Here is a 13,869-nt window from a genome sequence, read left to right as displayed (position 1 = left end):
AAAACGAAACAAGCGGTGTTTGAATAAAAAAAGTGTAATTTTGCACTCCAATTTATAAAAGTATGAGAACCAAGTCTTTAAAAAAGAACAAAATTAACGTAATCACTCTTGGGTGTTCAAAAAATGTTTATGACAGTGAAGTCCTTATGGGACAACTGCGTGCAAATGGAAAAGAAGTTGAACACGAAGCTCCAGCAGAAAAAGAAGGAAACATTATTGTAATCAATACTTGTGGTTTTATTGATAATGCGAAAGCAGAATCAGTAAACATGATTTTGGAATATGCCGATAAAAAAGACAGAGGAATAGTTGATAAGGTTTTTGTGACAGGATGTTTATCTGAGCGTTACAGACCTGATTTAGAAAAAGAAATCCCTAATGTTGATCAATATTTTGGAACTACCGAGCTACCTCAACTATTAAAAGCTTTAGGTGCCGATTATAAACATGAATTACTAGGAGAGCGTTTGACTACAACTCCAAAAAACTATGCTTATTTAAAAATCGCTGAAGGTTGTGATAGACCTTGTAGTTTTTGCGCAATTCCTTTAATGAGAGGCTCTCATGTTTCTCAACCAATTGAAAAATTAGTTAAAGAAGCTCAAGGATTAGCCAAAAACGGAGTAAAAGAATTAATCTTAATTGCTCAGGATTTAACTTATTACGGACTTGATCTTTATAAAAAAAGAAATCTTGCAGAACTTCTTGAAGAATTAGCAAAAGTAGAAGGAATTGAATGGATTCGTTTACATTATGCTTACCCAACAGGTTTCCCTATGGATGTTTTGGAATTAATGAAACGTGAACCTAAAATCTGTAATTATATTGATATTCCATTACAGCATATTTCAGATTCTATTTTGAAATCAATGCGTCGTGGTACAACTCAGGCAAAAACCACTCAATTATTAAAAGATTTCCGTGCAGCAGTTCCAGGAATGGCAATTAGAACTACTTTAATTGTTGGTTATCCAGGTGAAACGCAGGAAGATTTTGAAATTTTGAAAGATTTTGTTCAGGAAATGAAATTTGACAGAATGGGATGTTTTGCTTATTCTCATGAAGAAAATACTCATGCTTATCTACTGGAAGATGACGTACCAGATGATGTAAAACAAGCTCGAGCTAACGAAATCATGGAATTACAATCACAAATTTCATGGGATTTAAACCAAGAAAAAGTTGGTAAAGTTTTTAGATGTATCATTGACAGAAAAGAAGGCGCACATTTTGTTGGACGTACAGAATTTGACAGCCCAGATGTTGACAATGAAGTTTTAATTGATGCTTCTAAACATTATGTAAAAACTGGTGAATTTGTTAATATCAAAATAATAGAAGCAACAGAATTTGATTTATACGGAGAACCTGCTTAAATTTACGCGGAACAATTGTTAATAACAGATAAAAATACTTTTATGAAACCTTTTCAAACTTTATTTATTTTAGTTTTTGGCTTATTCAGCTTTATTGTTTCTGCTCAATATGGCGGATACAATAATGGCTATGGTTATGGTAATGGCTACGGTAGAGGTGGCGGAATGGGAATGGACAGAAGCATGATGGCCGGACAAGGACAAGGCCCACAAAGTAAACCCAAAGAAATTCCTGTTGAAGAAACTGCCAATAAAATTGTCGAGCAGATGAAACCAGATGTTAAACTTGATGATTTACAAGCAATTGCTATTACAAACGTTTTAGCAGACAGTTTAAGAGAACAAGGTATTTTATTGAAAAATGAAAGCAGTAATCAAGAGCAAAAAATTGAACAAATAAAAGCTTTAAGAGAGAGTACTGATAAAAAAATTGCTGCTTTTTTAAATCCTGATCAGGTTGAGAAATATAAAACCTTCATGGAGAAATTAAAAGAAGGAAAAACAGGAAAACCTAAAAAGAAAAAAAATAAAGATTCTAAAGAGGAATCTAAAGACATAAAAGAAAAAACAGATACGAAAATTGAAGAATAGTCGTTTAAACTAATAAACAACGAATTATGACAAAAAAGATTTTTTGTTATCTGATTTTAGCTGTTGCTATCAGTGCCTGCTCTACCAATCCGTACAAAAATACTGAGAAAGCATACGATCAGCAGCTCAAAACTTTAGAAAACCAAATTACTAGTAAAGAAACACAAGCAATTCCGACAACTCCTGTTGTTATTGATACTACTTATGCGCAACAATTGAAGATTGTTAAAGATACTTTATCTAAAACAAGTTCAACCTATCTGCAAAATGGAATTAACACAGAATGGATTGGAACTGTCAACTTTAATTTAAGAAAGCCTAGCTTCGTTATTATTCATCATACCGCTCAGGATTCCTTGCAGCAAACAATAAATACTTTTACCAAAACCAAAACACAGGTTAGTGCTCATTACGTAATTTCTGAGAATGGAAAAGTAGTTCAAATGCTAAATGATTATCTTAGAGCTTGGCATGCAGGAAATTCTACATGGGGGAAAACGACAGATTTAAACTCCTGCTCTATTGGAATTGAATTAGACAATAATGGATTCAAACCATTTACAGAAGCACAAATCAGCAGTTTAGTTGCTTTGCTTACAAAATTGAAAAAAGACTATAATATTCCGACTCAAAACTTTTTGGGACATGCCGATATTGCTCCAGGAAGAAAACAAGATCCAAGCGCCTTATTTCCTTGGAAGACACTTGCAGAAAAAGGTTTTGGAATATGGCCTGACGAAGTTTTAGAACCCGCTCCATTTGATTTTAGAATTGAGCCAGCACTTAGAATTATTGGTTACAATACCAAAAATCTAACAGCAGCAATTCAGGCTTTTAAATTGCATTATATTCAGACTGATGCAACTTCAGTTCTAGATAGAAAAACAATCGATACTATTTATTCGATTTACAAAAAACAGGTTCAATAGAACCTTATCATTTAAAAATCTTAAAACGTTTCTGTATTCCAGAAACGTTTTTTTTTACAATCAATTTTAGACTTTTCGAAATGTTTACTTTCTATTCTATCAACTCACTAAATCAGACGTTCCTACGGAACGTATAATTGCAATCAATTTTAATTTTCTACCGACCAAACATTCCTACGGAATGAAAAGCCCTTCTAAATATAACACCTAATCGATTATCACATATAAATCATTTTCGATTTCAAATCTTAAAATCGAAATTTCAACCCTTAAACTTCAACCCTTAAACTTCAACCCTTAAACTTCAACCTTGAAACTTCAACCTTGAAACTTCAAACCTCAAACTTGAAATTTGAAATTTGAAACTTGAAACTTGAAACTTCTTAAAAATAAAAAAGCTGCCAAAACATTAGTATGTTTCGACAGCTCCAAAAAAAAAAAAAAAATATCAATCTTTATCTCTAGAATGAGTATGTTGTAGCAATTAAAGCGTAGAAGCTTCCTTTTGTTGGTAATGCATCTTTATCTAAGAATATATCTTCAGAAGCAGAATCGTATCTTAGCTCAGGAATAATTGTAAGTTTTCCAACTTTATAGTTTAAAGAAACTGTATTAGCAAATACACTTGCTCCAGTTAATGTTCCTAAACTTGGTGCTGCATCTTTAGCATCAAAATATTCCATTCTGTAAGCTAAAAGCAATGATGGACTAAATGAATAATTAGCATATCCTACTACAGAAAACCACTCACCATCTAAAGTACTATCAAAATCATTTGTAGTTTTAGCATAAGTTGCATTTAAACCAAGTGAAAAACTGTCGCTAATTGTTTTAGAAGCAGTCAAATCAAACTGAGTTTTGTTTTCGTCTGAAACCGGAATTATACTTCCTGGGATTGGATTTGTACTTCCTGTTGTAAAATTCAGGTAAGCACTTCCTGTATCACCAATGTAACCTACTTGTCCAATGAACGTTTTTTGATAAGAACCAGCATCCATAGCTGATTTAAAATCTGTTGGATTGGTTAATCCCAACATCGCAGTGAATTTACCTGAAGTATACTGTGCTTTTACCCCAGTATTAAAGAATGGTCCATAAGAGAAAGCATACGACATACTGTAGTTTTTGTTATCTACTGCATCTAACACTTCATATCCAATATGAGTCCCAAAGCTACCCGCTACTACTTTAAACTCATCTGTCAAATTGTATGTAAAATACAATTGTTTAAGTAAAAATTTTGCACTCGCATCTTTATCAGGCGTTTCATTATATGAAAATTCTGCTGCTCTTTTTCCGAAACCTAAGTCCACAAAAACAGACGCTTTTCCAAAAGTATGACTTGCTTCTATCGATGCCATTCCTAATTCGAATGAATTTTGTGAGTTGGTGAAGCTCGTTAATCCATTCATTTGTTTAGAAAAATCATATTTATAGTACGCATCTGCAGAACCTCCCCATGTGGTTGCTGGAGCGGCTGCCTCCTCTTCTTGGGCAAAGGCAAAAGAACTTGTTAACATCGCGGCTAAAATGTGAAATGCTTTTTTCATGTTTTAAATTGGTTTTTAGTTATTAATTGATTCTGGTTAGTTAATCTTTTATATATCTATGTAATAGTATAAGTCATTTCTAAAACCTCTTATGCGCCTTCAAATCATCATCATTTTCATTAGCGAATTTATTAACTTTTGTATCATCAGAATAATCCAAAACTACTTTTTTGACGTTTTAGACGAAGAATTACGGATTACAAAAATTAAAGTTCTAATAATCATTATTTCATATTTATCAATAATCGTTTTTGAAAATTCAATAACAAAATTTTAACCTTTTAAACAAAAAATACATGGGTAAAAGTAAAAATTACTACAAAAATCAAAGACAAATCATCTAAAAAACACCTAAAACAAAAACACACCCCCAAAAAACAAGGGGGTGAATTAAAAAAAATAAATAAAATAGAAAAACAGATAATCTATAATAACAAAAGCAAAACCAAAACTTATAGAAGAAAAAATTCCTACAAAAAAAATCAGGCTAACAACAATCTAGACATTCAAAAAATTGAAATCTTTCAGGGGTAAAACCGAGCATTTATAAACAAAAAAAGTCCGCTCATTATTTGAACGGACTTTACAGAATAAAAACGACCTAACTAACCTATTTACTCTTTATTATACTTTCGGAGATATTCTCGTATTTTAATTCCAGACTCTTTTAAATCTTCGTCTTTCCATTTTCCTTCTGAATTCGCAGACTTTTTTAAAATAGAACAAGTTTCATCTTTATCAGAAACAGACCATGTAATCCAACTTATTTTTTTTGCCTCCATCCAATCAATATATTCTTGCCATGCTTTATAATCTAATGGTCCGTCTCCCGAAGCTTCCATTCCGGCAGATTCTGAGACAAATACTGGCAAACCTCTTTTTATTGCTGCATCAGTTCTGTCTCTTAATTCTTTACCATGTGTCGCTGCGTAGAAATGCATCGTATACATTATATTAGTATAACCCATTATAGGATCTTCTGCCGGAAGATCAATATCCTGATCCCAATGTGGACATCCGACCAGAATAATATTATTAGGATCGTTTTCTCGGATAACTCTAATTATTTCTTCAGAATAATTTTTCACTTCCCACCAAGTTTCGTGATCTGGTTCATTAAATACTTCATATATAATGTTGGGATACTTAGCATACTTTTTTGACATCTCTGCAAAAAACTGTTTGGCTTCTTTCAGATTCACATTATGACTATGCCAATCGATAATAACATAGATATCTGATTTTATAGCACCATTTACAACAGCTTCTACTTTCTCCTTAGCAAACTGTGGATTATTTATATAGGAGAGATCACCAAGTTCTACTCCCATTGCAGCACGAACGATATTACAATTAAAATCTTTCTTCAACCAGCTTACTGCTTTTTCATTATAAAATCTTGGCCATAAGCTGTGCCAACCAAAACTTAAACCACGAAGTACAATTGGGTTATTATTCTTATCTACAAGCTGAGTTCCTTGCACACTTAACTGCCCATGTTTTTTTACAAATTGTGCTTTTGTGACATTCGTAAATAGCATTAAAGAAAAAATAATATAACAAAGCTTCAATTTCATAATTATCGTTTTTAAGGAATTAATTTTAGAGTAACAACATCGTGCGAAGCAATTGTTGCATTAAATGTTTTCTTAGTATTTCCTACTTCTTTATTCATCCAAAGATCTTTTACTTTGAATGTCGTTTTAATGAAGTCTGCTTCATATCCAAAATCCGAATCTTTGAAATTATTTTTACTCCAGTCAAAATTGATTTTTTTTGAAGTTTCTGTTCTGTTAACAAAACTTACTGCCCAAGCTCCATCAGAAAGTGGTTTTACCCATACTTCTACTCCATCTAAAATACTGTATTTAAATCCTTGAATTCCGAGCTTATCCTGATTTACAGCCAATAATTCTTTATTGGTCAGAATTGCCAAAGTTTCTTTAGACATTTTTCTATAGTCATTTCCAGTAAACAAAGGTGAAGACAACATACACCACATCGCAAAATGTGTTTTATCTTCTGTATTATTCATTTCATTTCCAACTTCCATCATATCAAAATCATTCCAATGATCTGGACCAGAATATTTACGAATATCTTTTCGCATATCGGCAATTTTCATAAATCCCCACGAAGACCAATTTTCCGGATGTTTGAATTCGCAATCAAAACACGGATAAATATCTCCCGAAATTCTCCAAAGATTTCCAACTGGTTTTCCCCACTCCCATGGTTGATTATCTCCCCATTCACAAAGACTAAAGACAATCGGCCTTCCTGCAATTTTTAGCGCATTACTCATAGTTGTATAAGCTTCTTTAGCTGTAATTCCTTCTGTATTGCACCAATCATATTTTAGAAAATCAATTCCTAATTTAGCATAAAATCTAGCATCCTGATATTCGTATCCTCGTGTTCCTGGATAACCTGCACAGGTTTTGGTCCCTGCGCAATTATACAATCCGAATTTTAAACCTTTACTGTGCACATAATCGATTAGTGTTTTCATACCGTTTGGAAACTTCTGAGGATCAGGAACCAGATCACCATTTTGATCACGTTCGTGCGTCATCCAGCCGTCATCTAACACTATATAATTATATCCAGCAGCTGCCAAACCTGAAGAAACCATAATGTCGGCTGTTTCTTTTACTAATTTTTCATCAATATTAGTTGCAAAAGTATTCCACGAGTTCCAGCCCATTGGCGGTGTCATGGCAAGACCTTCAAATTTTCCGGCTTTTTGTTGATGTGTATTTCCCTGACCGAAACTAAAATTGAAAATACTTAAAGCAAGTAACAAAGCGATTTTTTTCATTTTATTAAAACTTAAATTATATAAAAAGATGTTCCCTAATTTTTCAACTAGGGAACATCTCACAAACTAACTCAAAACAGAATCTTATTTTAACACAAATCCTAAATCATCAAACAATACCGTATTACCGCCGTCATTATTAGATTCTTGGAAAGTAATCATTGTAAAACTTGAAGGATTCCCTAATTTATCTAACGGAATTTCCATATAAACCCATGTTGTGGTTACAGGAATTACATAGTTTGGTCCGCCGTTTAAACTAAAGTTTACCTGACCGTTTTTAGCACCTTTTACAGCAATTCTAAATGCTTTATATGGAGCCATATCTACATTGAAGCCCCAGTTTCCACCGTCCCAAGCTCCAAATTCCCATTTCCATGATTTTTCACCTTGGTAAGAATCTCCAGCAAAATCAAAATTCACACCTTTTCCTGCCCAAGGTCCTCCCCACTGCATTCCATATAATTTATCATCATACAACGCTGTTCCGATAGCTTCTTTTGAAACTGATGTTCCAGAAATATTAGCAACTGCCAAATATCTATGATTAGCGTTGGCTGGAATTTTTACTACGATTTGCTCCAAAGTCGACGATACAACCTGAACAGGAACAGCTGGCTGAGTATCAGTTTTAGCCAATGTAACAATCGGATCTAAAAAATACTTTCCTTTTATAACTACCTCATCTCCTTCTGCGCAGTTGATATAATTGAATCCGCTGAAAGTTGGTACTGGAGGTGCAACCATCAAATCGAACTCTGCTGTTCCTGACTTTGTTACAACCTTTAATTTATTGGAAGCATTTGCATAAGGAGTATTCTCATCAACAAGAATAATAATATCGGTATCGGTTACAAAAGTGGACTTGAAATACGTATCATAATCATTAAAATACACTTTAGTTGTATTTAGAAATCCTTTACCGTGAATAACATAATAGTTTTTCGGATCTACTAATTTTGTTGGCTCTAATGGTTTAATAGTCCCATCAAGATTATAACCAGAAGGCATTACCGATTCGATCACAGGAACTCCTGTATAGACATCTGCACTATCGTCGTTAGAGCATGAAGTAAAAAACACTAGAGATAATATCCATGTCAAACATGCTACTATTGAAACAATTTTTAATTTTTTCATGTTTACTATTTTTAAAATTATTTAAAAGTATATGGCGCTACTTCTGTTAATTTTGGATTTTTAGTTAAGTCATCAGCAGGATAAGGCAATAAAAGATTGGTTGCCGAAATGGTAATATGTTTTTCAACTTCTCTATTTCCTCTATTTTGCGCTTCTAAAATTGCTTTAGCTTTTTCAAAAGGCAGACGTCCTAAGTCAAAATAATAATCTCCTTCACAAGCCAATTCTGCGCGTCTTTCTTTAAATATATCATCAAATGTGATGACACTTTTTACTGGAAGCCCTGCTCTTTTTCTAACTGCGTTGTAAGATTTAAGCGCATTTGCATCTGAAGTACTTCCAGTTTGTCCACCCAGAATTGCTTCTGCATGAATTAACAGCAATTCAGCGTAACGCATCATGTAGCTATTCATACTGCTTTCTCCATTATTTACAGGATTAAATGCTCCTGTAATTGGAAGATTTTCTTTTCCGATAACATATTTCTTAAGTCCTGCTCCTGATTTCTGTGCTTCGTATTGTAGCTCAAAAGTATATCCTAAAATTTTTGGAGCACCTAAATCTAACGTTTTAGCGTAAGTCAAATTAGGATAATAATCTCCTGGAAGCATAAAAGTCTCGATTCTTCTTCTATCGCCATTTTCAAAAACATTTTTGATTAAATCCTGAGATGGCGCAATCTGACCTGAATAGGTAGTTTCTACTAATCTGTTTTCTGGAGCAAACAAAGTATTTGTGAAGTTTCCGTCAAAATAACCTCCAGTTCCTGTCCATTGCCAAGCAAAAATAGATTCTTCATTATTATTATTTTTTTGCAAAAATAAATCTGCAAAAGATTTAGCCGGAAGCTCATCTCCTCCTAATAATTTAAACTCTCCGCTGTTAATTACCTCCTGAGCCACTTGTCTTGCTAAATCATATTTCTTTTGATATAAATATACTTTTGCAAGCATTGCTTTTGCAGAACCACTTGATACATGTGCATTTGATGCATAATCGGAACCTCTATTTTTTGTTCTTAGATTAGCAATTGCAAATTTTAAATCATTTTCGATAAATTTATAAACGTCTTCTGTAGGGTTACTTGGAATAACAAAATTTTTAGAATAATCCGCATTGTTTTCAATAATAGGCACATTTCCCCATAATCTCACTAAGAAAAAATAAGAAAACGCTCTAATAAAATGGCATTCACCCAATGCATTGTTCAAAGCTTCCTTACTAACATTTGGCCCAACACTTTGAGGCAAATTACTGATATAAGCATTTGAATTTGCAATCGCTCCAAAGCAAGATCTCCAAGAATCTGAAATGTATCTTGATGTATTGGTAAAACTTAAATCTGTAAAATTTCCAAAGTCATTATAAATATCAGCATACATATTACCCGAAATAACATCGGTAATACCATAAAAACCTTCTTTATTCATATTAAACCAAACCAAACCGTAAAGTCCGTTGGTTGCATTATCTAATTTTTGATCCGAATCAAAATAACTTCCTATAGTTGGATTACCTTCTGCTGGAACATCAATAAAATCTTGAGAACAAGAGGATGAAAACAACATCAATAAAGCCATAAATCCTACGCTTCCTCTTTTATATATATTTTTCATATTATTTTTAATTAAAATTCAACATTAAAACCAAAAGAAATTAGTCTTGGCACAGGATAACGTCCATTATCAATTCCTGACATTAACGCATCCTGATTATAAGCTCCTACCTCTGGATCATAACCTGTATATTTGGTAAAAGTGAATAAGTTCTGACCAGAAGCATATACTCTCAATCTTGTTAATTTTATTTTTGAAATGATATCTGATGGAAGTGAATACCCTAAAGTCACGTTTTGAATTCTTAGATAAGAACCATTTTCTACCATACGGCTAGAAACTGCATTATTAATATGATTGTAACTAGATGGTGTTGGTAAAGATCCATCTAAATTGGTCGCAGAGTAGAAATCTGCAGCTTCAGTTAAATAATTTGTTCCTAGATTACTATTCATTGTTCCAGATGCACGAGTTAAATTCAACAATTTATTTCCTGCAGTTCCTTGAAGAAAAATAGACAAGTCAACATTTTTATATTTAAAGTTATTAGTAAAACCGTAAGTGAATTTTGGGTTCGGATTTCCAATTGTCGTTAAATCATTTTGGTCAATCTTACCATCATTATTCAAATCTTTATAAATTACATCTCCTTTAACAAAATCAGGCAATAAAGAGTTTGTACCATTTTTCAAAACCACTCTTTGTCCTGAGCCATCAACATGTCCATATTTCAACAAATCTTCGTCTGTTCTGTAAATTCCTACAGCCTCATATCCTAAAAACGAACCAATCGGAAGACCTTCTTTTGTTCTCGAAACACTTACTGTATTGTAAGCAAGTGTATTGGTTGACTTCACAATATTCAAACCTGCCATATCAGTAACTTTATTTTCATATTTGGTAAAGTTAAGACTCGAGTCCCAAGAGAAGTTTTCTGAGAATTTGTTACGATATCCAAGTGTAATCTCGATACCTTTATTTTGCATACTTCCAAGGTTAAAATATGGAGGATTCACACCTCCTTCGTAATCACCTCCACCAGAAAGGTAATTTGGCAACGGAACTTGATACAAGAAGTTTTTTGATACTTTTTTATAAACATCAATCGATGCTGAAAATTTTGATTGAAACAACGTAAAATCTAAACCTAAATTTGTTTGATCTTGAGTTTCCCATTTTAAATCTTTATTCGGAGTATTTGAAGGGAGATAAGAAGTTCCCATTGAACTTATCACTACATGAAGATTAGAATCATATAAATTATTTCCGATTTGATTGTTTCCTGTCTGCCCCCATCCAAATCTTAATTTGATATTATCAACATACTTTTTGGTTCCTTCCATGAAAGATTCATTAGAAATTTTCCAGGAACCACTTGCAGAACTAAAAACTCCCCATTTGTTTCCAACGAAAAACTTAGAAGATCCGTCTGTTCTTACTGCAGCAGAAATACCGTATTTATCTCCATAATCATAAACAACCCTTCCTAAATAAGATGATAAAGTTTGAGTTCCAGAATACGTACTTTTAAGAACTGCTTTTGTTAAATCACCTCCCGCAAGAGTCTGGTTACTGTTATCTTTGTATCCATTTCCTTCTATAGAATAACCTTCCCAATGTGCTCTATTGGATTCTTGAACAGCTAAAATGGTAAAATTATGCTTGTCAATAGTTTTTCTATAAGTAAGCATGTTTTTTAAGTTCCATGAATTACCTGAAGATGGGTTGTAATATAAATTAGCAAAACTCTTTACAGCATTCCCCAAAGAATACATCGGATCAAATCGCTGTCCTAAATTATCATAAATATATCCACCCGCTTCAAAACGGTATTCTAAACCTTTAAGAATATCAACTTGAGTATAAAAATTTCCAGAATAGTTTTTTCTAACTAAAGTATTAGACCCCAACAAAGATGTAGCAACAGGGTTTACAAAAGAAAGACCGCTTGTAGGTCCAGCAAAAGCTCCATCTAACTCTCTAACTGCCACATCTGGAGTTGCCAAAAGCGAAGTCGCTACGACACCATTAAATTGCCCGTTTAAAGTCAGTTTTTCATCAGTAATCGCTCCACTTACATTGATTCCTACTTTTATAAAACTATTTACTCTAGCGTCTACATTGGCCCTAACATTGTATCTTTTAAATCCAGATTCGATTACGATACCTTCTTGATTTAAAACACCACCAGAGATATAATAGTTAATCCCCTCTTTACCGCCTGAAAAAGACAGCTGATTAGAAGTCATTAATCCAGTTTCATAAATAGCATCTTGCCAATCTGTACCTTTTCCTAGAAGTTCAGGATGAGCAAATTCTGGACGTTTTGAAGACGGATCATAAACATTTGATAAAGCATTTTGATGTGTTGCATATTGCTGCAAGTTCATCGAATGCAATTTTTTAGGCAAATTACTGATAGAATATGAATTTTCGAAAGTCAGTTTTCCAGTTCCTTTTCTTCCCGATTTTGTTGTCACAATTACAACTCCATTTGCTCCTCTTGAACCGTAGATTGCTGTTGCAGAAGCATCCTTTAAAATATCTATTGACTCAATGTCGCTTGGATTGATAAGTGCTAACGGACTTACAGTAATATTTCCATTGTTTGAAAAGTTAGAATCTCCAGCAGCATTTCTACCCGAAGTAGAAGAGTTTCTTGCATCACCAGAAATTGGCACACCGTCAATTACATACAAAGGTTCGTTAGTTCCTGTTAAAGAAGACACCCCACGAATTCGGACAGACACGTTACTTCCTGGCTCTCCAGAGTTACTATTTACGACTACCCCCGCAGCTTTTCCCTGCATCATCTGATCAAAAGAGGCCACTTTTAAGTTCTCCATATCTTTTGCAGAAATACTTGAGATCGCACTGTTTACGTCTTTTCGTTTTTGAGTACCGTATCCAATTACAACAACATCTTTTAAATCTTCAGCATTTGATTTTAAAATTACATTGATTGTCTTTTTACCTTCTACAGCAACCTTCTGTGTGGTAAACCCGATAAAAGAGAATAATAAGGTAGCATTTGGCGCAACATCAATAGAGTATTTTCCATCGAAGTCCGTAGAAACTGTTGCTTTAGAACCTGCAACCGATACGTTTGCGCCAGGGATAGACAATCCCTTTTCATCAGATACAGTTCCAGAAACCTTTACCTGAGCCGTAATAAAATTACTGGTCAGTAATAAAAATAATATCAAAGGAACAGCTCTGTGGTTAGCCTTCCAATGAATGAGGTTAGTCATTAGTTTTTTCATAATAAATGTTTGGTTAGTTAAATTCGTTTATTGCTCAACGTAAAAGTAAAAAGGCCTGGTAAATTTTACTTCTAAATTATTTAACAAATCTATAACAGAGAGAATTATCAAATCGATAATATTATATCATTTAATGATAATATTTTTACTATAACCGATTAAAAAAACATATATAAAAATAAAACAATGCAAAAATTTAATTATTCGCAATAACAATCCTCTAAAAGAACCCAAAACATACATAAAAAACAACAAAAACCTTAAATGCAAACGTTTTCGTTAAAAATAATATTTATTCGTGATAAAAAAGTATCACTACAAAATACGTTTCAATCCCGAAAAATCTTCACGATACTGACTAGGCGTACAGTTTTTTGTAGCTTTAAAACTGCGGTTGAAGTTCGCGATATTATTAAATCCAGATTTAAAAGCAACTTCAGAAACACTCATATCTTTTTCTACCAACCAGCGAGCCGCATAACCAATTCTGATATCATTGATATAATTCACAAACGTTTTTCCAGTTCGTTTTTTAATAAATCGATTGAACGAAATAATCGACATACTGGCAACATTAGCTACATCTTCCAAAGTAATTTTTTCAGCAAAATGTTTCTGAACGTATTCGTAAACCAATTTCATT

General features: G+C 33.2%; 10 protein-coding genes. 3 read left to right on the top strand and 7 right to left on the bottom strand.

The window, feature by feature from the left end; all coding sequences use genetic code 11:
- The first annotated feature begins 62 nt into the window (after nt 1-62).
- From rimO to VGE71_RS09620, 3 genes are read left to right on the top strand one after another with little or no spacing between them, the layout of a single operon-like run.
- Nucleotides 63-1,376, top strand: a complete 1,314-nt coding sequence (gene rimO, locus VGE71_RS09630) for a 30S ribosomal protein S12 methylthiotransferase RimO (RefSeq protein ID WP_331138136.1) — start codon at nt 63-65, stop codon at nt 1,374-1,376.
- Between the two features lie 42 nt (nt 1,377-1,418).
- Entirely contained in the window at nt 1,419-1,967 is a 549-nt protein-coding gene (locus tag VGE71_RS09625) for a hypothetical protein (protein WP_331138135.1), read from the top strand.
- A gap of 26 nt (nt 1,968-1,993) precedes the next feature.
- Nucleotides 1,994-2,896 (top strand): N-acetylmuramoyl-L-alanine amidase, encoded by a 903-nt coding sequence (locus VGE71_RS09620; RefSeq protein ID WP_331138134.1) that lies wholly within the window; start codon nt 1,994-1,996, stop codon nt 2,894-2,896.
- Nucleotides 2,897-3,357: 461 nt separating this feature from the next.
- Here VGE71_RS09620 and VGE71_RS09615 read toward each other — a convergent pair whose 3' ends face one another.
- The 7 genes from VGE71_RS09615 to VGE71_RS09585 form a co-directional block, all read right to left on the bottom strand.
- A complete protein-coding gene (locus VGE71_RS09615; protein WP_331138133.1) occupies nt 3,358-4,446 on the bottom strand; it encodes an outer membrane beta-barrel protein in 1,089 nt (362 codons plus the stop codon).
- A gap of 614 nt (nt 4,447-5,060) precedes the next feature.
- Entirely contained in the window at nt 5,061-6,023 is a 963-nt protein-coding gene (locus VGE71_RS09610; protein WP_331138132.1) for a glycoside hydrolase family 5 protein, read from the bottom strand.
- A gap of 11 nt (nt 6,024-6,034) precedes the next feature.
- Nucleotides 6,035-7,267 carry a glycoside hydrolase family 27 protein gene (locus VGE71_RS09605; protein ID WP_331138131.1) on the bottom strand — a complete coding sequence of 411 codons (1,233 nt, stop codon included), beginning with the start codon at nt 7,265-7,267 and terminating at the stop codon, nt 6,035-6,037.
- Between the two features lie 84 nt (nt 7,268-7,351).
- On the bottom strand, nt 7,352-8,407 hold the full coding sequence (locus tag VGE71_RS09600) for a hypothetical protein (RefSeq protein WP_331138130.1): 1,056 nt from the start codon (nt 8,405-8,407) through the stop codon (nt 7,352-7,354).
- 17 nt (nt 8,408-8,424) lie between these two features.
- Nucleotides 8,425-10,023, bottom strand: coding sequence for a RagB/SusD family nutrient uptake outer membrane protein (locus tag VGE71_RS09595; RefSeq protein WP_331138129.1), 1,599 nt, complete (start codon nt 10,021-10,023; stop codon nt 8,425-8,427).
- A gap of 11 nt (nt 10,024-10,034) precedes the next feature.
- Nucleotides 10,035-13,226 carry a TonB-dependent receptor gene (locus tag VGE71_RS09590; protein ID WP_331138128.1) on the bottom strand — a complete coding sequence of 1,064 codons (3,192 nt, stop codon included), beginning with the start codon at nt 13,224-13,226 and terminating at the stop codon, nt 10,035-10,037.
- A 315-nt stretch (nt 13,227-13,541) separates the two neighbouring features.
- A partial coding sequence (locus VGE71_RS09585) for an AraC family transcriptional regulator (protein WP_331138127.1) occupies nt 13,542-13,869 on the bottom strand: 328 nt, incomplete at its 5' end.

The organism is Flavobacterium sp. (genome assembly GCF_036405015.1).
Classification (GTDB): domain Bacteria; phylum Bacteroidota; class Bacteroidia; order Flavobacteriales; family Flavobacteriaceae; genus Flavobacterium.
This window is presented reverse-complemented; position numbering and strand designations above follow the sequence as displayed.

Excerpts from the sequence above, each read along its gene's own strand:
- VGE71_RS09625 (WP_331138135.1), top strand. The coding sequence starts at position 1,419 with ATGAAACCTTTTCAAACTTTATTTATTTTAGTTTTTGGCTTATTCAGC.
- rimO (WP_331138136.1), top strand. The coding sequence starts at position 63 with ATGAGAACCAAGTCTTTAAAAAAGAACAAAATTAACGTAATCACTCTT.
- VGE71_RS09620 (WP_331138134.1), top strand. The coding sequence starts at position 1,994 with ATGACAAAAAAGATTTTTTGTTATCTGATTTTAGCTGTTGCTATCAGT.
- VGE71_RS09615 (WP_331138133.1), bottom strand. The coding sequence starts at position 4,446 with ATGAAAAAAGCATTTCACATTTTAGCCGCGATGTTAACAAGTTCTTTT.
- VGE71_RS09595 (WP_331138129.1), bottom strand. The coding sequence starts at position 10,023 with ATGAAAAATATATATAAAAGAGGAAGCGTAGGATTTATGGCTTTATTG.
- VGE71_RS09605 (WP_331138131.1), bottom strand. The coding sequence starts at position 7,267 with ATGAAAAAAATCGCTTTGTTACTTGCTTTAAGTATTTTCAATTTTAGT.
- VGE71_RS09600 (WP_331138130.1), bottom strand. The coding sequence starts at position 8,407 with ATGAAAAAATTAAAAATTGTTTCAATAGTAGCATGTTTGACATGGATA.
- VGE71_RS09590 (WP_331138128.1), bottom strand. The coding sequence starts at position 13,226 with ATGAAAAAACTAATGACTAACCTCATTCATTGGAAGGCTAACCACAGA.
- VGE71_RS09610 (WP_331138132.1), bottom strand. The coding sequence starts at position 6,023 with ATGAAATTGAAGCTTTGTTATATTATTTTTTCTTTAATGCTATTTACG.